We start from the raw sequence: 22,361 nt of genomic DNA on the forward strand, positions 1-22,361 counted from the left end.
AATAACCTACCTCGGAAGATCTTGGGTTACCGCACACCGTTGGAGCTCTTCCAGGAGGAACTATCGAAGCTGGACGCAACTGTGAAATGCTTTATAGAACGGGTTTCTGGCTAGCCGTTGCATTTGCTATTGCACTTTAGACCTTTTGTTCACTTTCACAGGCCAAATAGTTCCTTGGGGTTGATGTAAAGCAGGTGTTCGGCGATCTGCACTGCTCGCTCCAGGTCAAATACGCCCAGCTCCACCTTTTCCGCCAGTACCCGGCTGATGTTCTCCTTAGCCATGATCAGGTGCCCGTAAACGCCATCCACAAAGGCATAATCCCCGCCAAAGCCCATGATCTTGTTGAAGGGTACCGCATCAAGCCAATCAGCCAGGGCGCTGCGGGCCGCAGCGGGTGAGATCACATGGGCCCAGCACATGTCCAGGTACACGTTGGGGAACATCTTGGCCAGGGCCGCCGCTTCCCCTTGGTAGGGATAGCCCATGTGCAGGAGGTCGAACTTAACGTTCGGGTAGTCCAGGAAGAGATTGTTCAGCAGCGTGGGCCGTCCGTTGGCCAAAACCGCTCCGCTGCCCTCGAAAAGGCCGGTGTGGACCTGCAGCACAAGTCCCCGGCGGGAGGCCTCGCCCAGGACAAAGTGCATCAGGAAATCCTGAACGGGCTGGGGCAGCAAAACGCTCACATCTTCCCCTTCCTCAGCCCTGCGCCACTTAACCAGGGTCTCCGCGAACAAGGCCTTCGCCGTTGCGTAGGGCACCCGCCCGTAGTAGAGTGTCCTGTCATAGGCCATGGCATTCTTCAACGCGGCCAATCCCCGGGAGAGGGCGTCCTCCAAGGCCGCGACCAGGGCCTGCAGCCAGTCATCTAGATCCCGGATGGACGCACCCTCGCCCTCCAGCCCGCGCAGCATGGTCTGATCCGCCAGGATAAAGGGGGTGGGCTGCCAGGCATAACGGAACAGCTCCCGATCGTAAGGTTCCTGGATGGCCCAGGAGTCCAAGATGGCTGTTTCGATGCGGCAGAGCTCCCGCAGGACAAAGCGGAGGTGGCCGCGGCCCCCGCGCTCTCGGTAAGCCCTGGCCAGCTGGGAGATGGTCTCCCGGGAGAGGCCATCCAGACCGTAGATACCTCGAGCGGCTAGCTCGAGGGCCCGCCCGTAGCCTGTGTGGCGGCAGAACTCCCAATAGGGTGCGACAAACTCCCACCGCTCCTCCACGGGAAGGCTGCGGTCCCGGGCCCGCTCCAGGTCTCCCGCGGGCAGGCCGGCTGAGCGCAGATCGCTGCTTAAGTAATGGAGCAGGTAGTCAAAAAGGACATCGGGTCCCCCAGCTTCCGAGCACCGAATGTCATGATGGGGCAGATGTTCGTGGGTGTCGATAACCGGCAGGCGTTCCACCTGCTCATAGATGATCCTCCAGAGACTGGACATGGAACTCACCCCTGGGCAGCCGCATCACTCCGCTCTGGTGACCTTTCTGAGCTCCCCCCGGAGGAAGCGGATCAAGTAGTAGAGCATGAGGGCCACGACCGGTTCGAAGATGCCAAAGAGAATCCACCACGCAGGCTGCCTCAACCCATCTTCCTTGGCCCTGTTGTACAGGTAGATGGGAACGCCAATGTGCAGTACTATGTTCGCCAGCAGGAGTGCACTGCCCCACAGGGCGGTGAAGGTCTCCATGGTTCAACCTCCTCTTCCCTGCGCTACCCGAAGGTCCCCACACGCGACCTCCTCCAGGGATCCAGGCGCTCTCTGTGTTCTCTGGTCTTGGACGAGATGAGCATGACCAGAGCCAGAATGTCCTTCTGGTGTTCTGCCATGACCCGGTCCATATTCTCCTCCAGCCTAACGAGGCGGGCCTCCAGCTGGGCTAGGCGGGCTAAGAGCGTTTGGACTTCTTCTGCCATGGACATCCTCCCTCTGGAATTGGTCAGGCCCATGGTAGCACATTCTTTTGAAATTGTCAAATAATTCTTATTTAATCCACCGGCCGTTTATTCCAAAGATCGAGTAACATGGGCAGCGATAGTGCTTTCCAGAACATGCACATCTTCCAGGATTTCCGCAAGGCGCGCCCTGGCCTCCGCCGCAAACGGATCATCACGGAGCCCCGGCAGGTTGATGAGCACGTTGTAAGCTGCCCCTTTACAGGCCGCAGCGGCCAAAAGCCCCGCCACGCCTGCATCGCTCAGGCAGTTCTTGTTTCCCCGCTGGGCAGCTTCCCGGGCCATGGCCAAAACCTGCAGAGCCAGTTCCATCACCTGCAGGGGAACCTCGGTGGCATGCCGGTTAGCCAAACGCAGGGCCCGGCGCCGTTCGCGCTTTTCTTCCTCTGTCCCCTTGGGGAGCTTGAGTGCGGCCATCACCTGGTTAAAGGCCTCGGTATCCCTGTTCACCAGGTGCAGCAGCTGGTTGCTAAGTAGCTGGGCCCGGGCGATGAACTCCTCCCAACCTTCCCCGCTGAGCTGGGCCACCATCTGCGCCAAACAAGCGGCCAGGGCCCCAGCCAAGGCGGAGGCGCTGCCTCCCCCAGGTGCCGGGTTGGATGAGCCCAGTTCCGCCGCGAAATCTGTGATCCTCAACTCTGTGAGCAAATTATCACCCTTTTCCTCAGTCAATTGCCAACCACCACCTGGCCTGCCTTGATCACGGTTTCCGCCAGGTTGACCCCGATGTAATAGGGGATCTTCTTGTAATCGTCCACGGCGAAGATGACCAGATCAGCCTGTTTCCCCGGCTCCAGGCTGCCCAGGCGCTGGGACCTGCCCAGGGAGTGGGCGGCATTGATGGTCACCGCGTTGAACACTTCCTCGGGCGTCATGGCCATGTACAGGCAGGCGATGGACATGACCAAAAGCAAGTTAGCTGTGGGGCAGGACCCCGGGTTGAAATCCGTGGCCAAGGCCAAGGGCAATCCCGCCGCCAGCATTTTCCGGGCGGGTGCGTAGGGCTTGCGCAGGGTGAAGGCGGTGCCCGGCAGGAGAATGGGTACCACATCGCTCTCCAGCAAAGCCCTGATCCCCTGTCCCGACACCATGAGCAGGTGATCCGCGCTGGCGGCGTTCAGTTCCGCCGCAAGCTCTGCTCCCCCTAGGCTGTGCATCTCATCCGCGTGCATTCTCAGCTTGAAGCCAAGTTCCTGCGCCTTTTGGAGGATCCGGCGGCTCTGCTCCACGGAAAAAACTCCCTTTTCGGTGAACACATCCACGTATTCGGCCACGCCCTGCTCCTTGACGGCGGGCAGCACCGTGTCCAGTAGAAACTCCACGAAGCCTTCGTGATCCCCAGCATATTCAGGGGGCCAGGCATGGGCCCCCAAAAAGGTGGGCACCAGCTCCACGGGCTGCTCCCTCTGGAGGATGCGCACCGCTTCTAGCTGCTTGAGTTCTGTCTCTAGGTCAAGGCCGTAGCCGCTTTTACACTCCACGGTGGTCACGCCCAGCTCCAGCATCCAGCGGAGGCGCTGGCGTCCCGTTTCCACCAGCTCCTCCAGGGAAGCTGCCCGGGTAGCCCGCACAGAGCTTAAGATGCCGCCGCCAGCCTCCATGATCTCCATGTAATCAGCACCCTGGGCCCGCAGGTAAAACTCGTCCTCCCGGCTCCCGCCAAAGATCAGGTGGGTATGGGGATCGATCAGCCCCGGCGTTACCACCTTTCCCGCGGCATCGATCACCTCTGTCTTTGCGGTGATCTCCACCTGCTCCCGGACCTTCTCCTCGGGGCCCACGGCCACCACCTTGCCGCCCGCGCAGGCCACCCAGCCCCCCTCCAGCACCGGCAGATTCTGCATGGTCCTGCCCCGCACCGGGCAAGCCCGGTGGGCGGCGGTAACCACCTGGCCGCCTTTAACCAAAAGGTCGATTCTCTCCGCCACAGCCAGTCCCCCCTAACGCAGACGGTTCTCCAGCACCTGCTGGGGATCAAAACTTTCCAGCTGCAGATACCAGGCGGCAGCATCCAAGAGGGCCTGCTGGGGGACGAGTCCCACTATCTCGGCACCAACCACGGGAACGCCAAAGCGTGCCGCCTCCCGGCGGATAGTCTCCAGCACCCGGTAGATGGGTGTTGCCCGGTAGTTCTCCAGGTTCATGGACACCTGGACCTGCCTGCGCTCCTCCAGCACCACGCCCATGGCTTTAACGTTGCGAAAGCCGCCGCTGCGTTCCCGCACGCAGCGGGCAATGTGGTCGGCAATCTCTTTGCGGTCTGTGCCCAAGTTCACGTTAAAAGCAATGAGGGGCAGGCGGGCACCCACCACAGTGGCCCCCGCCGTGGGATGCAGCTTGGGCTGGCCGTAGTCAGGATGGCGTTCTGGCTGTGCGATGGCCTCCTTCAGCCCTTCGTACTGACCTCTGCGGATATCGCTCAAGTTCCTGCGGGAAGGCTTCTGGACCGCTTCCCCATAGAGATAGGTGGGAACCTCAAGCTCCTCGCTGATCCTTCGGGCCAGCGCAGCGGCTGCCTCTACGCACTCCTGCATGGTTACGCCTTCAATGGGAATCAAAGGGATCACATCCACCGCGCCGATGCGGGGATGGGCACCCTGGTGTTCCTCCATGTTGATCAGTTCCACCGCCTGCCTGGTCAGGCGGAAGGCGGCCTCTTGCACACTGCCTAGATCGCCCACAAAGGTGATCACCGAACGGTTGTGATCATGATCTGAGGAGTAGTCCAAAAGCTGCACTCCCTCGGTCTGGCGGATCTCATCCACGATCCTTTCCACCACGTCCAGTCTGCGCCCTTCGCTGATGTTGGGCACGCACTGCACGATCTGCCTCATCTGCTGTACCTCCTAGTTCTCCAACATGGGTATTTTGATCCCTTTCTCCTTAGCGGTCTTGATAGCCAGCTCGTAGCCGGCATCAGCATGGCGCATCACGCCGGTGCCGGGGTCGGTGGTGAGTACCCGCTCCAGGCGCGCCGCGCTTTCGTCTGTGCCGTCCGCCACCACCACCATACCCGCATGGATCGAATAGCCGATGCCCACTCCTCCGCCGTGGTGCACCGATACCCAGCTTGCCCCCGCGCAGGCGTTGACCAGCGCGTTGAGGATGGGCCAGTCGGCCACCGCATCGCTGCCGTCCTTCATGCCTTCCGTCTCCCGGTGAGGCGAAGCCACCGAGCCGGCATCCAGGTGATCCCGGCCTATAACAACAGGTGCCGAGATCTCGCCCTTTTTCACCATCTCGTTAATCAAAAGGCCGAAGCGGGCCCGCTCCCCATAGCCCAGCCAGCAGATGCGGGAGGGGAGACCTTGGAAGGCCACCTGCTCGCGCGCCATCTTGATCCAGCGCACCAGACGTTCATTGCCGGCAAACTCCCGGCAGAGCATGTCATCGATCTTGTAGATGTCCTCCGGATCACCGGAAAGGGCCACCCAGCGGAAGGGCCCTTTCCCTTCGCAGAACAGCGGGCGGATATAGGCGGGGACGAAGCCCGGAAAAGCAAAGGCATTTTCCACGCCCACATCTTTGGCCTGCTGCCGGATGTTGTTGCCGTAGTCAAAGACCACTGCGCCCCGCTCCATCAGATCCAGCATGGCCTGGACATGGATACCCATGGATTCTTTAGCCAAGCGGATGTAGCGCTGGGGATCCTCTGCCCGCAGCTGGGCCGCTTCTTCCACGGTGTATCCCCTGGGGATATAGCCGTTGAGGGGATCGTGGGCCGAAGTTTGGTCGGTGACCACATCGGGGGTGATGCCCCTGCGTACAAACTCCGGCAGCACATCCGCGGCATTACCCAAAAGGCCGATGGACAGCGGTTCTCCCTTCTCCTTGGCCTCCTGGGCCAAGCGCAGGGCCTCATCCAGGTCATCTGTGGCCAGCTGACAGTACCTGGTCGCCAGCCTTTTCTCGATGCGCTCGGGATCCACCTCCACCACGATGGCCACTCCGCCGTTCATGGTCACAGCCAGAGGTTGGGCCCCGCCCATGCCCCCCAGGCCCGCGGTGAGCACCAGCTTACCCTTGAGGGACCCGCCAAAGTGCTGGTGGGCCAGTTCCGCCAGGGTTTCATAGGTTCCCTGGAGGATACCTTGGGTCCCGATATAAATCCAGCTGCCCGCGGTCATCTGGCCGAACATCATCAGGCCCTTGCGCTCCAACTCCCTGAAGTGCTCCCAAGTGCCCCAGGCCGGGACCAAGTTGGAGTTGGCAATCAACACCCTGGGGGACTGGGGGGTGGTGCGGAACACGCCCACCGGTTTGCCCGACTGGACCAGCAGCGTTTCGTCGTTTTCCAGTTCCTGCAGCGTGCGTACGATGGCGTGGTAGCAATCCCAATTGCGGGCCGCTTTGCCCGCGCCGCCATAAACCACCAGATCCTCCGGCCGCTCCGCCACCTCGGGATCCAGGTTGTTCATGAGCATGCGCATGGCTGCTTCCTGATGCCACCCTTTACAGTGCAGTTTTGCTCCTCGCGGCGCTCTAATCATGCCTTTACCTCCCTAAGAAATCTTAAGCTAACTCGCCAACTGCGCCGGCCGCGGCCTGCAGCACCCGGCCTGACGCAGCCAAATCACGCACTGTTTTGAGCTCCCCGGCCAAAAAGCGATCCCCATCCAGCCGCGGCACCGCGCTGCGCACCAAGTCGTAAACGGCCCTGGTGGCCGGTGCCAGTTGGCCTTTGTCCCGGAACTCCAGAGCCTGGCAGGCGCAGAGGATCTCGATGGCCACAATGTTCTGCACATTGGCCAGGATGCTGCCCAGCTTGCGCGCGGCGATGCTTCCCATACTCACATGGTCCTCCTGGTTGGCCGAGGTGGGAATGGAATCCACCGAGGCCGGGTGGGCCAGGACTTTGTTCTCAGAAACCAGGGATGCCGCCGTGTACTGGGCAATCATGTAACCCGAGTTGAGTCCGCTCCGCTCGGTCAAGAACGGCGGCAGCCCGCTGAGCTGGGGATTGACCAGGCGCTCGATCCTGCGTTCCGAGATGTTCCCCAGCTCCGATAGGGCAATGCCCAAAAAGTCCAGGGCTAAGGCCACCGGCTGACCGTGGAAGTTCCCCGCGGAGATCACCTGCCCTTCCTCGGGGAACAGGATGGGATTGTCGGTGACCGAGTTGATCTCGGTGTTGATAACCCCTTCAACGTAGCTGTAGGCATCCCTGGTGGCGCCGTGCACCTGGGGTACACAGCGCAGCGAGTAGGCATCCTGGATGCGATCGTGTTCCCCGCCGTACACCAGGCCGCTGCCCTCCAGCAGCCTGCGCAGATTGGCCGCCACCAGAGCCTGGCCCCCGTGGGGACGCAGGGCGTGCACCTTCTCGTCCAACGGGGCGGGGATGGCCCGCAGGGCCTCCATGGTCAAGCTAGCAGCCACGTCCGCTGTCTTGAGCAGGATCAGGCCATCGTAGAGGGCCAAAACCGCCTGGGCGGTCATGGCCTGGGTGCCGTTGATAAGGGCCAGCCCCTCCTTGGCCTCTAGCTGAACCGGGGACAGACCGGCCCGCTCCAGAGCCTTAGCCCCGGGCAGCCGTTGATCGCGGTAGTAGGCTTCACCCTCGCCGATCAGCACCGCGGACATGTGGGCCAGGGGTACCAAGTCCCCGCTGGCCCCCACCGACCCTTGGCTGGGCACCACCGGGATCACGTTCTGGTTTACCAACTCCACCAGGAGCCGGATCACCTCCGGGCGGATGCCCGAATGGCCCTTCATGAGGGCATTGGCCCTGAGGATAATCATGGCCTTCACCACTTCTCCGGAGAAGGGCTCCCCCACGCCGCAGCTGTGGCTGAGGATCAGGTTGCGCTGGAGTTCGGCGACGCTCTCCCGGGAAATGGATGTTTCCGCCAATTTGCCAAAGCCTGTGTTGATGCCGTAAACAGGTGCGCCTTCGTCCAAAAGCCGCAGAACCAGCTCCCTCGCTTGCGACACCTTTGCCAGTTGGGCCGTGTCCAGGGAAATGGTCCAGCCCTCCCGGACCGCGCGCACCACTGCCTGGCTGGTTAAATTGGAACCACTGAGCTTAAGCATATATCTACTCCTTCTACGGTGGATATAATCGCGCTATGTTGCCTATTCCACATCAGGCCGAGAGAGTCCTTTGCCAAGTTTAATCTCACTTTAGTGAAAAGAAAGTATTGCAAACAAATGTGTTATGAGTTATTATCAAATTAGATGTTTTCATAGTGGAAAAAAGTTGGTGAGCTGAGTGAGCAGACCGATCAACACCACGCGCTTGATCCGCACCTACAATGCTTCCACTGTGCTGCAGACACTGTACAGGCAGGGCAGCTGCTCCCGCACGCAGCTGGCCAAATGGACAGGCATGAGCCCCGCCACCATCACGAGAATTGTGGCCGAACTCATGGAACAGGGCATCATCCTGGAGGGACAGGCCGGCAAATCCACCGGGGGCAGAAAGCCCATTTACCTGCACATCGACCACACCAAACTGTACATTGCCAGCCTTAAGCTTTTGCGGGATGACTGCCGCGCCGCCCTCTTGGACCTGAAAGGCAAAATCCTGCAGAAACGGGAGCTGCACTTGGACACACAAACCCCTGAGGAGTTTTTCACCGAAGCGGTTGGAGTACTCAGGGAGATGTTTGCCCAGGCGGGCATCGGTACGCAGAACATCATCGGCGTGGGCGTTGCGGTCTCGGGGATCTGCGATGCCCAGGAAGGCAAAGTGATCAAATCGGTCAACCTGGGCTGGGAAGAAGTTCCCGTGGCGGACATCCTCTCCAGGCAGCTGGAGCTGCCGGTCTTCATTGAAAACGACGCCAACGCCTGTGCCCTCGCGGAGCTGTGGTTGGGGACGGCCCAGGATGCAGCCAATTCTCTGTACCTGAAGACGGAAGAAGGGGCAGGTGCGGGGATCATCTCCAACAAAGCCCTGCTCAGCAGCTCCCGCTTCATGAGCGGTGAGATCGGCCATGTGCCCCTCATCCCCCACGGCCACCCCTGCCGCTGCGGCCAGCGGGGCTGTCTGGAACCCTATGTTTACTTCGGAGACGTCCAAGCCCGCTACGCCGTGAGGACGGGCCAGCGCATCGACCGCGACCAGTTCGTCGCCTTGGTTCAAGCCAAAGAACCGCAAGCCCTTGAGCTCGTGGAGGAAACCGCTTCAGTTCTGGCCCTGGCCTGCTCCCATTGGGGCATCCTCCTGGATCTCGACGTGATTACCATTGGCGGCTTTTGGGGGACATTTAAGGAGGCGGTGATTGACCGCTGCCAAAGATACTACGAAACCACCGCCAAGCAGTCCGGCATTCCCTGCCATGCCACCATCACCGGGTCGAGCTTCGCCAACGAAGATGCTGACCTTCTGGGTGCGGCGGGACTGGTGATCGACCGCTGGTTTGCCCCCTTATCTGTGCCGTTCCATAGGTAAGGTCGTTTACTACCTTGAAGCGACAGCGAGGAGGTGAGAATGGAGAGATCGCAGCGTCGTGTTGGCCTTGGTTCTACTCAAAAAACGAGGAGGAAAAACAATGCTTAGAAAGTCAACTCTATTGCTGTTAGCTGTTCTTCTCGTTGTGGGCATCTTCGCTCCGGCAGCCCTGGCTCAGGAGGAGAAGATCACCATTACCGTGCTCAACTACTTCGACCTGACCGCTCCAGGGGCCGAGCGTGAGCTGGAAGAGGTCTGGCGTGAATTCTCCCGCCGCAATCCCCACATCATTGTGGAAAGGGAAGACCTGTTCCTCGAGGCCTTCCATCAGAAGGTAGAAGCCTATGCAGCCGCTGACCGCCTCCCGGATGTGGTCTTTATGTGGCCCGGCGGGCGCTCCACATCCCTGCACACCTTGGGGCTGGTCAAAGACCTGAGGCCGCTTTTGGGGGACGACGCCCAGTACTTCAACCCAGCCGTGCTGGCGCCCCAGGCCGCAGGCTACCTGGCTGAGCTTCCTTCCACGATGACCTCCAGCCATGCCCTGTACATCAACGTACCGCTTCTGGAAAGTCTTGGGCTGTCCATCCCCGAGACCTATGAGGAGCTCGTGGCCATGGTCCCGGTGATCAAAGGAGCGGGCCTGGATGTGATCCTCATGGGAGCTCAGGAAGACTGGGTCATCCAATCCTGTCTGTTCTCCATGATCGTGGGCCGCTTGGTAGGCGACGAGAAACTGCATGAGATCATCCGGGGCGAAGCCAAGTTCACCGATCCTGAGTTCGTGAACGCCCTGGAATTCTACGCCCAGATGTACAAAGACGGAGTACTGGACCGCAAGATCATGAACATCAACTACTCTGAAGTAAACGGCCTGTTCGCTTCCGGCCGGGCACCGTTCATGATCGACGGCGACTGGAAGACGGCCAACTTCCTCACCGACGTAACCACCGGCGAAGCACTGATCCCCGTAGACCAGCAGCCTAACTTCAAGATGACCATCTTCCCCGCCATTCCCGGCGAAATCACCAAGAAGTCGTCCTCCGGCGTAGTGGGCACCGGCTACGGCATGAGCTCCAAGATCCCCGATGGCTCTCCGAAGGAAGCCGCAGCTTGGGAGCTCATCAAGTGGCTGCAGAGCAAGGAAGTCCAGACCATGCGCCTGGAGACGGCGGGCACCATCCCCAGCCGCATCGATGTAACTTCCGACAATATTGAGCCTCTGGTTGTGGAGAGAATCCGCTATTATGACGATATAGAAGTATACACTGAAGTTTTGGATAATGTTCTGGAAGGCGAAGTCTACCTGCCGCTCAACGTGGGTCTCCAAGAAATCGGCCTCGGCCTGGCCACGCCCATGGAAGTAGCAGAGCGGGTGCAGGAAGCCCTGGAGGCTTGGAGAGCGAAGAGGCAGTAACATCCAAACCGGAGAAGGGGCAGGCTCGCTTTGAGCCTACCCCTTCCTTCTAAGGAGCGAAGTTCCATGAAGAGATTGCTCGCCTGGTGGACTGAAGAACGCCGTGCCTACCTCCTGCTGGTTCTGCCGGGGGTGCTCGTATACTGGGCAGTAATGGCGTTTCCCACCGTTTTCTCCCTTGGCCTGAGCATGACCAACTACAACGGCGGGGTCATCTTCGGCAATCCCAACATCCAGTTCGTTGGCCTTAGGCATTATCTGCGGATGTTTAATGACCGCTATTTTTGGATCTCACTTAAAAACAACGGCCTGATCATGGCCATCTCCGTATTCGGCCAGATCCCCCTGGGCTTTCTGTTTGCCTATGTGATCCACCGCAAACTGATCAAGTTCGGGGACTTTTTCCAGACCATCATCTACCTGCCCTGCGTCATCTCCACCATCGTGGTGGGGCGGCTCTGGCAGTCCTTCTTCTCCCCTTACGGGCCGTTTACCAAGTTCATGCAGACTTTCCAGCCGGGCTGGGAAAATGAGCTGGCCTACGACCCCCAAAAGGCCATTCTTCCGGTCCTGTTCGTGATTCTCTGGATGTACACGGGGCAGTACATGATCATCTTCCTGGCCAATCTGCAAAAGATCGACCCCTCGCTCATCGAGGCGGCCCGCATTGACGGGGCCAGCGAATGGCAGGTGCTCACCCGCATCATGCTGCCGGCCCTCTCTGGGGTGATTGTCACCGCCTGCATCTTGGCCATCTCCGGCTCGCTGAAGAGCTTCGATCTGGTCTACGCCATGACCGCGGGGAATCCCGCTAGGCGCACCTCGGTGCTGGCGCTCTACATGTACGATACGGCCTTTAAGCACTCGCCCAACTATCCTTTGGCCAACTCCATCTCTGTGTTCATGGTTCTGCTCAGCTTTATCCTCATCGTCTTGGTGCGCATCACTGAAGCCAGGTTTGGAGGTAGGGAAGAATGAAGACCGCAACCGCAACCAGAACCCGGATCAGGAAAACCGACTTTCATCCCGTGTTGAGGGTCTTCGTGTACACCATGGTGCTCATCTTCACGGTGCTTACCCTCTACCCCCTCTATTGGCTGTTTATCAGTTCGCTTAAGACCAATACGGAGTTTCAGCTGAACATGACGGGCTGGCCGTGGAATCCCACCCTGAACAACTACCCCACAGCTTGGCGCCTGGCCCAGTTCGACACTCTGTTTCTGAACAGCGTTTTCTTCACGGTGGCGTCCACCATCCTGGTGATCCTGTTTTCGCTCATGGCCGGTTTTGCCTTCGCCAAAATCCGGTCCAAGGCCACGCCCTTTCTGCACGGCAGTTTTGTCATCGGCATTCTGCTCACGCTGCAGTCTTTGATGGTACCGCTGTTCCTTATGGCGGTATCCACCAACCTGTACAACACCCGCCTGGGAGTACTGATCCCCTATGTGGGCATGGGCATGCCCATCGGCATTTATCTCTGTACTGAGTTTATCAGGTCCATACCCGACTCGGTGGTGGAATCGGCCCGGATCGACGGCGCCTCCTATTTCCGGATCTTCGCCTCCATCATCGCCCCCATGACCAAGCCTGTAGCCGTGACTTTGGCCATCCTTAACGTCTCTGGGGTTTGGAACGAGTTTATGCTGGTGAACATTTTGGTCTCCAGCGATGCCCTGCGCACGCTGCCCGTGGGTATCCTGAAGTTCTCCGGCCCTTTGGCCTCGGATCACGGACGCCAGTTTGCCGCCCTCACCATCGGCCTGGTCCCCATGGTCATCTTCTACCTCGTCTTCCGCAAGCAGATTACCAAGGGCGTATCGGCAGGGGCAGTGAAGGGCTGAGTCCCCTCCCACCAGAAAAACAAAAAAGACTCCGCTGCGGAGTCTCACACGGTCAAAAGGGTGCTCTGCCGCTTAGGGCAAGCACCCTTTTTTCATCTACGGAATCCCTTTTACTTCCCCACATAAGCGGCCACTTTGTTGCGGCCTTCCGCCTTGGCCTGATACACCGCTTCATCCGCCCACTGCAGCAGCTGGTCATAGGATTCAGGCTGGCCGTCAATGGAAGCCGCCACCCCGATGGATATGGTGAGCACACTGGCCACATGCGACGCTTCATGGGGGATAGCCAGTTTGTACACGGCGGTGCGGAGCCGCTCCGCCACAGTGAGCGCCCCCTGCAGGTCAGTTTGGGGCAGCAGAACGGCAAACTCCTCCCCTCCCCAGCGCGCCACCAGATCGCCTGGGCGCTGCAGCTCGTGGTAGAGGGTTTTCGCCACCAGCTTGAGCACGTCATCGCCCTGCAGGTGGCCGTAGGTGTCATTATAGGATTTGAACAGATCGAGATCGATCATCAACACTGCCAAAGGAGCCTTGTTGCGCCGGGCCCGCTCCCGTTCCTCGGCATAGGCTTCATCGAAGCGGCGCCTATTGGAAATGCGCGTCAGTCCGTCGATGCGGCTGTCCCTCTTCAGGATGTCCTTGTAGCGTTTGAGCTCCAGATGATTGCGGATCTTGGCCTTGACGATGGGCACATTGAAGGGCTTGCGGATGTAGTCCATGGCTCCCAGTTCCAGGCCATAGGCCTCGTTTTGGTCGCCTTCCAGCGCGGTCAAGAACAGGATCGGAATATCCCGGGTATGGGGATCACTCTGCAGGCGCCTGCAGACCTCGTACCCGTCCATTTCGGGCATGATTATATCCAGGAGGATCAGATCGGGCATTTCCTCCTTCACCATGGCCAGCGCTTCCACACCGTTATACGCCACCCGCAGGTCATACGTATCCTTCAGGGCGTTCACGAGGATCTGCGCATTGAGTTTAACATCCTCTACGATGAGAATGCGCTGTCTTCTCCCCAGGTCTATATCGTCAAGCATTTCTCCCCGCTACCCCCAACCAAGTCGTGTTAAAAATATAAGTTCGACATTTCCCCCACAATCCCTTGTTTTACCTGCGGCCGATTCCATGGAATCTGGAACAAAATAAAGCTCCCCGCATCCAGGGAGCTACGATGCCCTTCCCGCCCACCACTTAGGCAGAAGCCTGCGGTAAAAGCGCAGCCCGCCTCGGGATGATGTATCCCCTTCCACCAGCTGCTTGAGATCGCCTTGAAAGACGATCCGGCCGGGCAGCTTGAGAAAGTCCACCGGCTTGACCAGGTTGGCGGGAACCTGGAAGTCCGCAATGCCGCTGCTATGCAGCACATGATAGACAAACTGGGAACACAAAAAGCGATCGTCCCGCTTCGTGGGCTTATGCAGCAGGCCGTACACTAAACCCCGGCAGTTGTACTTGTAGCGCGCACTGTTGTCCTTGAAGCTCTGCACCAAACGGCGCGCCTTCTCATACTGCTCCGCCTCCACCTCCAGCTCCAGGACCACCCCCGGCAGCTGCTTGGCCAGCTTGTAGATGCCCTCGTCCAGCCGCTCGTGCTTGAAACGCCCGAGGAAAGGATAGTATGTATACTTCCTGGCGAAGCTGTACATTTCCGTGAGCTCCCGATCTAAAGCCAGCGCGGCATGGGTATACTCATCCTGGGTAAACAGGTGAATCAGACGGGAAATAATGGTGTTGGTGCGGGTCAAAACTACGTACAAATGCTCTTTTGACAAAGCAATTCGCTCCCTACGAGAAGTCTCCCTTAATCATACCCCCAGAAGAAGCTGAGGGAAAGCCCCTAATTTAGGACAGGGGTGAAAACAGGCTGACCACCGACTCCAGCGCCCGGGAAAGCAGCGTTTCCTTTCTGAACCGGGCATAGTCCAGTTCAATGCTGTTGGCCAAGTCCTCCTGGAAGATGCTGCTGTAGTGGGCATTCCGCTCCGGCGATTCAAAGTAGATGAAGAGCTCATCGTCCCGCTCGAGACTGCGCACGTTAAGGTTCACCGTGCCGATGCAGAGGCGGTCATCATCGATGAGCATGGCCTTGGCATGCATGATGCCCTTGTACTTAAACACCCTCACCCCGGAATCGATAAGTTGGCGGAAGAAGTAGTTTTTGATGTTGTGGTGGAACAGACCGCCAAAGGTGTAGTAGGAAGAAGTCATAATCCGCACATCGACGCCCCGCAGGGCCAGGGTTTTCAAACTCTGCAAAACAGGCTCGGAGGGTGCGAAGTAGGGCGTTTGGATCCACAGCCGCTCCTTGGCTCCGCTGATCAGGTTGAAGTAGCTGAGGTTGATCACATCCTGGCCGATGAACTTGTTGTACAGACCGTTGGCAATAATCTGAGCCGGCAGGTGGCCGTTGGCTTCCACTTCGGGGAAGTAGTGCTGCAGGCGGTGGCGGAAGCCCAGGTTCCCCTTCCGGGCTGAAGCAACCCAGTCGGAAATGAAAATCTGCTGCAGGTCCCGGACCACGCCTCCGGTGAGGCGCACGTGGGTGTCCCGCCAAACCATGCCTCCCACTCCCTCGGCGTAGTGCTCACCCACGTTCATGCCGCCAAGGTAACCAATCTGGCCGTCGATGATCACCAGCTTGCGGTGGTTGCGGTAGTTTAAAGCCCGGGCCCACGGCCGGATCCCCTGGACCCTGCCTCCGGCCTCTTTCAGTCTTTGGAACAAGGGGCGTACAAAGGTGAACCCACAGCCGAAGCTGTCGTAAAGCAGCTTCACTTCCACTCCCTGGCGGGCCTTTTCCTGGAGAATGGCAAAAAGTTCCTGACCCACCGCATCGTTGTGGATGGTGAAATACTGGACGTGGATGTGGTCTTGGGCGGCCCTAAGATCCTCAAACAGCCGGGCGAATTTCGGCCCGCCGTTGGTGAACACCTCCACGGAATTATCAGCGGTGAAAATGCTGCCGCAGCATTTGTAGTGGAACTGCTGGGTGGGGGAAAGCTCAGCCCCAGAGCGGTTATGCCACCTGCGGGTGATGGCATCCAATTCCAGAAAAATGGCCCGATGGCGCTGGCGGATCTTTCTGCGCTTGTAGTCCCAGAACACGTCACTGCCCATGACGCTGTACACAATCAGCCCCACCACAGGAAGGAAAACGAGTACCAAAATCCAGCTGAAGCGCTGCGTCGGCTTCTTGCGGCTAAAGAAGATCATGAAGATGACGAAAAAGAGGTATCCGATGTACAGAAGCGATAGAATGTGTCTCATGGTATCTTCTCCTTCAGCAAAAGAAGATGGGCCCCCGATCCCCTGGACATATTAAACACCAGACCCCTTTCTCCTGCAGGATCCGGCCGCCAGCCGGTCCCTAGCTGGAGGCCCCATGGGCGTTGACAATACAACACCAGACTTGTAAACTAATTAATAACAACCTGAGAACTGACACGGCAGCGGTGCTCTCCACGAACAGCAGGCACCGCTGCAATTTCCACAGGAAGGATGGGTGATTAGGTGGACAAGAACTACAACCCCCACGAAGAGATTATCAAAATCATCGATCGGGCAGCTGCCCTCCTGGGGCTGGAAGAGAAAGACTACATCCAGCTCAAGTATCCCGAACGGGAACTGAAGGTTTCCGTGCCCGTAAGGATGGATGACGGATCCATCCAAGTCTTTGAGGGCTACAGAGTACAGCATTCGGGAATCAGGGGCCCTTACAAGGGCGGCATCCGCTACCACCAAAAGGTGGACATGGATGAGGTTAAGGCCCTGGCCGCCGCCATGACGTTCAAGTGCGCCGTCGTGGATATCCCCTACGGCGGGGGTAAGGGCGGTGTCACGGTGGATGCCACCAAGCTCTCCAAGGGCGAACTGGAGCGGCTGACCCGTAAGTATACAGCACTCCTCTATCCCATCGTGGGACCCCATGTGGACATCCCCGCCCCCGATGTGAACACCAACGAAGAAGTCATGGCCTGGTTCATGGACACCTACAGCCTGGTCAACGGCCAGCTCACCCTGGGCGTGGTCACGGGCAAACCCGTTCCCCTAGGAGGATCCCTAGGCCGGCGGGAAGCCACAGGTCGCGGCATTCTCCTCGTGGCCAGGGAGATCGCCAAAAAGATGGGCTTGAGCCTCCAAGGTGCCACAGTAGCAGTACAAGGGGCGGGCAGTGTAGGAGGAACCGCGGCACTCTTGCTGCACAGAGAAGGCTGTAAAGTGGTGGCCATCAGCGATGTGTCCGGCGCCATCTACAGCGAAAAGGGGCTGGATATGGAGGCGATCATCACCTTCCTCCGGGCCGAGCGGGGTAGACTGCTGAAGGACTATACTGCTCCCGATGTGGCGAGGATCTCCAATGAGCAGCTGCTGCAGCTGGAAGTGGACATCCTCATCCCCGCCGCGCTGGAAAACGCCATCCACGAACGGAACGCCCCCCATGTGCAGGCCAAGATCATTTTGGAAGGCGCCAACGGACCCACCACCTCGGCCGCGGATGCCGTTTTGGAGGAAAAAGGCGTCACGGTGGTACCGGATATCCTGACCAACGCGGGCGGTGTGGTGGTCTCCTACTTCGAGTGGCTGCAGAACCTGCAGGCTGAGAAATGGGACGAAGATGAGATCAACCGCAAGCTGGAACACATCATGGTCAGGTCCTTCCACGATGTGTGGAACATGGCGGAAAAAGCCGAAACGTCCCTGCGCATGGGCGCTTACATGCTGGCACTGGACCGGCTGGTCACAGCCAGCAAGCTGCGGGGCATCACCTTTTAGAAGGGTCTAGTCCCCCGGGTGGCCATCACCCGGGGGCTTTTGCGCCCGCCACTATGGTCCATCATATGGTTCTCCGTGGAAATTGGCGTGCGCTTTCACCTTGACCCCGCCGATTAAGCGCTGCCCGAAAGGACCAGGGCCGGCTCGTCCGGCAGCAGTGCCCGGATGAGTTCCTGGTAGCGCGAGCTGAGGTGGGGTGGGCTCCACTCGGGGCTGCGGCACATAAACACACAACTAAAGCGCTCCCGGCACACGCTGAACAGGTCTGTGGTGTGTTCAAAGGGGAAGTCCCCCTCCAGCGTGGCCAGCTGGGAATCTTCCCGCCTGATCCACTTCACCGACGTAGCGGGCCGCTCTTCCACCACCCTGCGCAGCCAGTTGCCGCAGTTGCAGTAGTCTTCCCCCGTGTAGTAATGGTAATAGTCGTGGTGGAAATCCACGTTAACAATCCTCAGGGGCTCGCCCCGGGGCAGGCGGTCAATGACCTGTTTGATGCTGCGGTGGGTCTCGGAGAGAAACACCTTGGCCGCATCCAGGTTCAGCGAGCGCAGGAACGCCCTAAAGGCGCTGAACTCCGGGATCACATCCACGGCACTGATCTGCGGATAGCCGGCATACCTCTCTGCCCACAGTGCAGGGAGCTCCTCCCGGGGTATGCTCTCGCCTCCCCGCAGGAAGTACTCGTCCCGCTCCTGAGCGTTGGCAGCGATGAAATAATCGAAGTCGATGCTCAAAATGGCAATCATCTTCACCGCCTCCCACTTACCTAAAGCGGCTGCAGCAGAGCGATTTGACGTTTGCCTAGTTTGAAATGGTCCACGCGCCGAAAGGCTTCGTGCTTGAGCCGGGGCTTTTTGTCGGCGACGATAGCCAAAACCGCCGGGCCTTCCTTCAGGGCCCGCCGGCAGTTGATAAAGAGGCTTTCCAGGGGATCGCCGCCTTCCCCTCCCCAGCTGGCCAGCTGGCCGTAGGGAAGGTCCGTGATGATGATGTCTACATCCTGGACCGGAAAGGGGCTGAGGTCGGTGATATCCCGCTGCCCACAGGAAAAGGCGATGCTTCTTCTGCCCAAACGGTCCCGCAGGCGCTCCAGGCTTTCCAGGGCGGCCCTGTGGGAGTCCTTGCCGAAGGCCGCGGCGTAGCTTTCCAGCTCCCTCCGCCTCCTCTCCAGTCCCTCGGGGGAAAGCAGGGAGAGGTTCTTCTCCGCTATCTCCAAAACCAGGGGGTCCAGGTCGGTGGCGATGAGATGTCCCACCTGCCTTGGAAAGAGAAAGCCGATGGTGGTGAGCAAAAACGCACCACCGCAGCAGGGATCGTAGATGCGCAAGGGCCCATCTACCCCCTGCTGAGCTAGGATGGCAAAGGCGCGCTGCATGATCTCGCTGGCCAGCCGCACCGGGAACCCCGTGGTACTGGGCGCACTGTACAGCACCCGGCCGCTGGCGAAATCGCTGTAATCCCTTTTTTCCACCTCGAATTTGTACTTCACTGCTCCCTCACTTCACTCACTCAGACTCGATCCAGCCCGCCCGGGCCAGAATCTCACTGATCACCGTGCTTTTGGCATCTGCGTAATGCTGGACATGGCGCCAGGAGCGCGCGGCTAAGCCCCGCTTAACCTCGGCGTATTTTTCCCGGTCCTGTGGGCTTGCCCGCAGCCAATCCCGCAGGCGCAGCATCTTTTCCACTTCACTGACCCCAGCGCTGAACACATGCAGGTTGATCTCTGTATCCGGCCCCTTCAGCATGCGGTGCTCCAACCAGTCCGGCTCCCGGATACGCAAGCTGTACCCGACCGCCTCCAGCTGCGGGAGATAAGCGTTTCATCCGCCGAGTCTTCCACCACCAACACTATGTCGATGATGGGTTTGGCACACAGGCCGGGCACGGAGGTTGAACCCACAATCCGCAGCGCCCTCCGCCCCAAAGCGGCACTAATGCGCTGTGCTTCCCGGGCAAACAAAGCGGGCCAGACTGGATCGTATTCCACAAGTGTAATGGGCGCATTGTGGGGCTTAAGCTCCGCAACTTGCCCTGCCTGCAGCTCCTCATCGCTGCGCAGGTGGGTATCGTCAGCCGGCACCGGCCACCCTCCTTTCCCGCCCAGAATCCACGGTGCCAAGCAGGGCCACTCCCACAAGGAGGATAGCCCCCAGCACATAGGCAGTGGAAAAGCTGAGGACGGCTGCCAGGCCGTAGCCCAAAAGGGGCCCAGCGGCTGAACCCAAATCCTGCCAGGAGTTGTAGCGGCTCACCGCCCCAGCACCCTGTCGCTGAGCAGCGTCCCCCGCCGCCGCATCCAGGAACACCTTCTGGGCGTTGGTCAAAACGAAGAACACTGCGAAAAGACCAATGGTTGTATAGATACCATCCGCCACCGCTATGCCCAAGAGGGAACCGGCCTGCAGCAGGGTGGCAAGGAGAAAAGGCCCCCTCCTACCCCAGCGATCACACAACCTCCCCGCCAGGGGCGATACCACCAGCGTGCTCAGCCAGTTAATGGCCGTAACGGCCCCGGCAACAGTGGCAATCCCCAAGAGCTGCCCGAAAAGGACCGCCCCCTGCCCCACCCTTTCCTGGAGCACCGCGGAGAGGGTGGAAAGGACCATACCCCAGGCCACCAGGTGAGTAATCAAACCGGCGGTGGAGGCAAAGGCCGCAGAAAGGGAACCATGGGGCTGCTCCCGGGAAGGAGAATCCCAGGCGGTGCCGGTCCCTTGGCGATCTGCATTGGCATCCGAACCATCCAGACGCAGGACGAAGGGCACTGCACCCAAGGAAAGCAGGCCAGCAGCGGCCAGCGCCCAGCTGTAACCAAAGCGGTCTGCCAGAAGACCTCCGCCCAAAACCGCAAAGATGCTCCCCAAGCGGGAAACAGACTGGATGGTGCCTAGGGCCAGTCCCAGGCTTTGGCCACTGGCCTTGAGGGCCACCAGGTAACCGCCGAGCCTGAGGTGGGAGTAGCACGCCCCCCAGATGATGCGGGCTAGAAAAAAGAGCGCCGCACCCAACGGAAAGGCGTACACAGCTGTGGATAGGGCCGTCAGCAGAACCACCGCCAGCATAATCCCGGAGAAATCCCAGCGGGCAAAGGAACGGGCAGCCCAGGTGTTGGTGGCCAGGCGCACCCAGCGGTTTGCACTCAGAAGAACACCCACCATGAAGGTGGAAATCCCTAAAGAGCCGGCATAAAGGGGCAGGATGCTGTAGAGCAGTGCATCGCCCAAAAGGGCCAGGGCGGTGATGATGGACACTAAGGCAATGGGCTTGAGATAAGCTCTGGCTGACATGGCTGCTAGCTTTACCCCCTCCTTTGAGGTAATTCCGCACCGCCCAGCCCTTTGCCTGCAGGATTTTGCTCCTTAGAAAACATATTCGCAAAGCATGCCCTATCCCTGCCTGCCGTCGGTCAGCTAGCAAGAAACCCCCGCTCAAGGCGGGGGCTAGAGATGCGCTGTGGGTAGCTCTACCGGATCTACTTGCAAGTCGATGAGCAAAGGTTTACCCCGCTGCGGCACCTGTTCCAAGGCCGCCTCAAGTTCCGGCGGAGCAAGGCGCAGACCCACTCCCCCGCAGGCCTGGGCCACCTGGTCAAAGCGGATATCCCTGAGGGCAACCCCGATGGTCTTGAGGCCCGCCGCAGCCATGGCGCTGGCTTCCATGGCGTAGGACCGGTTATTCATCAGCACGAAGATAATGGGCAGCTGAAGCTCAACCGCGGACACAAACTCGCCCATGAGCATGGAAAAGCCCCCATCCCCCACGACGCTGAACACCTGGGCATCTGCCCTCGCCAGCTGGGCGGCAATACCAGCTCCCAGAGAGAAGCCCATCCCCCGCCAGCACCCCGAGATCAAGACCTCCTGGCCCCTGCCCTGGAAAAAGCGGCTGAACCAGAGTACATGATCGCCCACATCCAGGCAGAACACGCTGCTGGCCTGGGACTTGGCGGACAAGATGCGTATAGCCCTGCCGGGATGCCCCGGCGCAGCGTGCTGCAGCTCTTGCTCCAGGCGCCGGCGCCAAGCTGCCGCTTGCTCCTTCACCTGGTCAATCCAACTCTGCTTGGTGCCTACCCCATCAAGTCTAGCGAGGAGCTTGGCCAAAACAGCCTGGGCATCTCCCACCACTCCGAAGTCCGCGGGAATGCCCCTGCTGAGATTGGCCGGGTGTATATCCAGGGCCAAAACCTTGTGTTCATCCGCGGTCAGCTCCGGCGGCCAATAGGTGGCGCCCAACTTGAGCAGACCGTCGCATCTTTTCAGAAGCTCCACGGCTGCCTCTGAGCCTCCTTTGCCGATTCCCCGCACCACCAGGGGATGGTCCGGCATCACACCCACCATGGGCAGCGTATAGATCACACCTGCACCCAGCTTCTCAGCCAGAGCCAGCACCTGCTCCACCGCCTGACGGGCGCCCCGGCCCGCCAGGATCATGGGCCGCTCCAGTTGGGCCAGCCACTGCGCGGCCTGATCGAGTACCGCCTCCGGGGACTGGGCAGTTTGGTGCAAGAACGGTTCTGGCTTGGCCAGCGGCGCTGCGATGGCCTGCTGCCAGAAGTCCTTGGGGATGCTCAGATGTACAGGCCCCCCTTGGAAGACCGCAGTCCGCAGTAAATCGGAGGCCAGCGTGGGCAGGCTCCGGGGGCTACCCAGATTTTCCGAACGAAGAGTCACGGCCCCCAAGAGCTGCTGCTGGTTGATATACTGCTTGTGGCCTGTGCCCAGGTAGATGGATTCCACCTGCCCGGTCACGGCCAGGACAGGGGCCCCATCACTTAAGGCATCCGCCAGGCCGTTGATCAACCTGCCCGTTCCCGGGCCGCCATCGCCGATCACAACACCCAGTTCCCCTGTGAGCTTGGCATAGGCGGAAGCTGCATAGGCTGCGCTTTCCTCATTCCTCAGCTGGATGAACTTGATGGGATGCTCCCCCAGGCAGGCCAGGAAAGGTAAAATGGTATCGCCAGCGGTTCCGAACACAAAC

General features: G+C 59.6%; 20 protein-coding genes and 1 pseudogene. 5 read left to right on the top strand and 16 right to left on the bottom strand.

Going from position 1 to position 22,361, the window contains the following annotated elements; all coding sequences use genetic code 11:
• Positions 1-155: 155 nt before the first annotated feature.
• The 8 genes from ACE4YL_RS15200 to hutH all read right to left on the bottom strand — a co-directional run bounded on the left by ACE4YL_RS15200 (position 156) and on the right by hutH (position 7,981).
• Positions 156-1,433 carry an amidohydrolase family protein gene (locus tag ACE4YL_RS15200; protein WP_461359166.1) on the bottom strand — a complete coding sequence of 426 codons (1,278 nt, stop codon included), beginning with the start codon at positions 1,431-1,433 and terminating at the stop codon, positions 156-158.
• A gap of 24 nt (positions 1,434-1,457) precedes the next feature.
• Positions 1,458-1,682, bottom strand: coding sequence for a hypothetical protein (locus tag ACE4YL_RS15205; RefSeq protein ID WP_461359165.1), 225 nt, complete (start codon positions 1,680-1,682; stop codon positions 1,458-1,460).
• Positions 1,683-1,705: 23 nt separating this feature from the next.
• Positions 1,706-1,909, bottom strand: a complete 204-nt coding sequence (locus tag ACE4YL_RS15210; protein ID WP_461359164.1) for a hypothetical protein — start codon at positions 1,907-1,909, stop codon at positions 1,706-1,708.
• A gap of 87 nt (positions 1,910-1,996) precedes the next feature.
• Positions 1,997-2,620 (bottom strand): cyclodeaminase/cyclohydrolase family protein, encoded by a 624-nt coding sequence (locus ACE4YL_RS15215; protein ID WP_461359163.1) that lies wholly within the window; start codon positions 2,618-2,620, stop codon positions 1,997-1,999.
• Positions 2,617-3,876: an imidazolonepropionase gene (hutI, locus tag ACE4YL_RS15220; RefSeq protein ID WP_461359162.1), complete on the bottom strand. Its 1,260-nt coding sequence runs from the start codon at positions 3,874-3,876 to the stop codon at positions 2,617-2,619. Before hutI ends, ACE4YL_RS15215 begins: the two co-directional genes overlap by 4 nt.
• A 12-nt stretch (positions 3,877-3,888) precedes the next feature.
• Positions 3,889-4,782 (bottom strand): glutamate formimidoyltransferase, encoded by an 894-nt coding sequence (gene ftcD / locus ACE4YL_RS15225; RefSeq protein ID WP_461359161.1) that lies wholly within the window; start codon positions 4,780-4,782, stop codon positions 3,889-3,891.
• Positions 4,783-4,794: 12 nt separating this feature from the next.
• Positions 4,795-6,438: a urocanate hydratase gene (gene hutU, locus ACE4YL_RS15230; protein ID WP_461360117.1), complete on the bottom strand. Its 1,644-nt coding sequence runs from the start codon at positions 6,436-6,438 to the stop codon at positions 4,795-4,797.
• A gap of 22 nt (positions 6,439-6,460) precedes the next feature.
• Positions 6,461-7,981 (bottom strand): histidine ammonia-lyase, encoded by a 1,521-nt coding sequence (gene hutH, locus ACE4YL_RS15235; protein WP_461360118.1) that lies wholly within the window; start codon positions 7,979-7,981, stop codon positions 6,461-6,463.
• Between the two features lie 178 nt (positions 7,982-8,159).
• On the opposite strand from hutH, the gene ACE4YL_RS15240 reads away from it, so the two are divergent.
• The 4 genes from ACE4YL_RS15240 to ACE4YL_RS15255 all read left to right on the top strand — a co-directional run bounded on the left by ACE4YL_RS15240 (position 8,160) and on the right by ACE4YL_RS15255 (position 12,602).
• A complete protein-coding gene (locus ACE4YL_RS15240) occupies positions 8,160-9,344 on the top strand; it encodes an ROK family transcriptional regulator (RefSeq protein WP_461358100.1) in 1,185 nt (394 codons plus the stop codon).
• Positions 9,345-9,444: 100 nt separating this feature from the next.
• Positions 9,445-10,761: an ABC transporter substrate-binding protein gene (locus ACE4YL_RS15245; RefSeq protein WP_461358099.1), complete on the top strand. Its 1,317-nt coding sequence runs from the start codon at positions 9,445-9,447 to the stop codon at positions 10,759-10,761.
• A gap of 66 nt (positions 10,762-10,827) precedes the next feature.
• Complete coding sequence (locus ACE4YL_RS15250) at positions 10,828-11,739, top strand: carbohydrate ABC transporter permease (RefSeq protein ID WP_461358098.1); 912 nt, start codon at positions 10,828-10,830, stop codon at positions 11,737-11,739.
• On the top strand, positions 11,736-12,602 hold the full coding sequence (locus ACE4YL_RS15255) for a carbohydrate ABC transporter permease (protein ID WP_461358097.1): 867 nt from the start codon (positions 11,736-11,738) through the stop codon (positions 12,600-12,602). Before ACE4YL_RS15250 ends, ACE4YL_RS15255 begins: the two co-directional genes overlap by 4 nt.
• A gap of 110 nt (positions 12,603-12,712) precedes the next feature.
• Here the strand turns inward: ACE4YL_RS15255 and ACE4YL_RS15260 are convergent, their stop codons facing one another.
• The 3 genes from ACE4YL_RS15260 to cls all read right to left on the bottom strand — a co-directional run bounded on the left by ACE4YL_RS15260 (position 12,713) and on the right by cls (position 15,869).
• Positions 12,713-13,639, bottom strand: a complete 927-nt coding sequence (locus ACE4YL_RS15260; RefSeq protein WP_461360119.1) for a diguanylate cyclase — start codon at positions 13,637-13,639, stop codon at positions 12,713-12,715.
• A 129-nt stretch (positions 13,640-13,768) separates the two neighbouring features.
• Positions 13,769-14,374: a hypothetical protein gene (locus tag ACE4YL_RS15265; protein WP_461358095.1), complete on the bottom strand. Its 606-nt coding sequence runs from the start codon at positions 14,372-14,374 to the stop codon at positions 13,769-13,771.
• Between the two features lie 70 nt (positions 14,375-14,444).
• Positions 14,445-15,869 (bottom strand): cardiolipin synthase, encoded by a 1,425-nt coding sequence (gene cls / locus ACE4YL_RS15270; RefSeq protein ID WP_461358094.1) that lies wholly within the window; start codon positions 15,867-15,869, stop codon positions 14,445-14,447.
• 243 nt (positions 15,870-16,112) lie between these two features.
• Here cls and ACE4YL_RS15275 point away from each other — a divergent pair, with 243 nt between their 5' ends.
• Positions 16,113-17,375, top strand: coding sequence for a Glu/Leu/Phe/Val family dehydrogenase (locus ACE4YL_RS15275; protein WP_461358093.1), 1,263 nt, complete (start codon positions 16,113-16,115; stop codon positions 17,373-17,375).
• Between the two features lie 113 nt (positions 17,376-17,488).
• Here the strand turns inward: ACE4YL_RS15275 and ACE4YL_RS15280 are convergent, their stop codons facing one another.
• The 5 genes and pseudogenes from ACE4YL_RS15280 to ACE4YL_RS15300 form a co-directional block, all read right to left on the bottom strand.
• Positions 17,489-18,121 carry a hypothetical protein gene (locus tag ACE4YL_RS15280; protein WP_461358092.1) on the bottom strand — a complete coding sequence of 211 codons (633 nt, stop codon included), beginning with the start codon at positions 18,119-18,121 and terminating at the stop codon, positions 17,489-17,491.
• A gap of 20 nt (positions 18,122-18,141) precedes the next feature.
• Positions 18,142-18,864: a hypothetical protein gene (locus tag ACE4YL_RS15285; RefSeq protein WP_461358091.1), complete on the bottom strand. Its 723-nt coding sequence runs from the start codon at positions 18,862-18,864 to the stop codon at positions 18,142-18,144.
• 16 nt (positions 18,865-18,880) lie between these two features.
• A pseudogene (locus ACE4YL_RS15290) lies at positions 18,881-19,458 on the bottom strand (GrpB family protein).
• Positions 19,448-20,665: an MFS transporter gene (locus ACE4YL_RS15295; RefSeq protein WP_461360043.1), complete on the bottom strand. Its 1,218-nt coding sequence runs from the start codon at positions 20,663-20,665 to the stop codon at positions 19,448-19,450. Before ACE4YL_RS15295 ends, ACE4YL_RS15290 begins: the two are co-directional and overlap by 11 nt.
• A gap of 153 nt (positions 20,666-20,818) precedes the next feature.
• The coding region (locus ACE4YL_RS15300) for a thiamine pyrophosphate-binding protein (RefSeq protein ID WP_461365550.1) at positions 20,819-22,361 on the bottom strand (1,543 nt) is incomplete at its 5' end.

The organism is Candidatus Darwinibacter acetoxidans (genome assembly GCF_041936445.1).
GTDB lineage: Bacteria > Bacillota > Limnochordia > Darwinibacteriales > Darwinibacteriaceae > DTU010.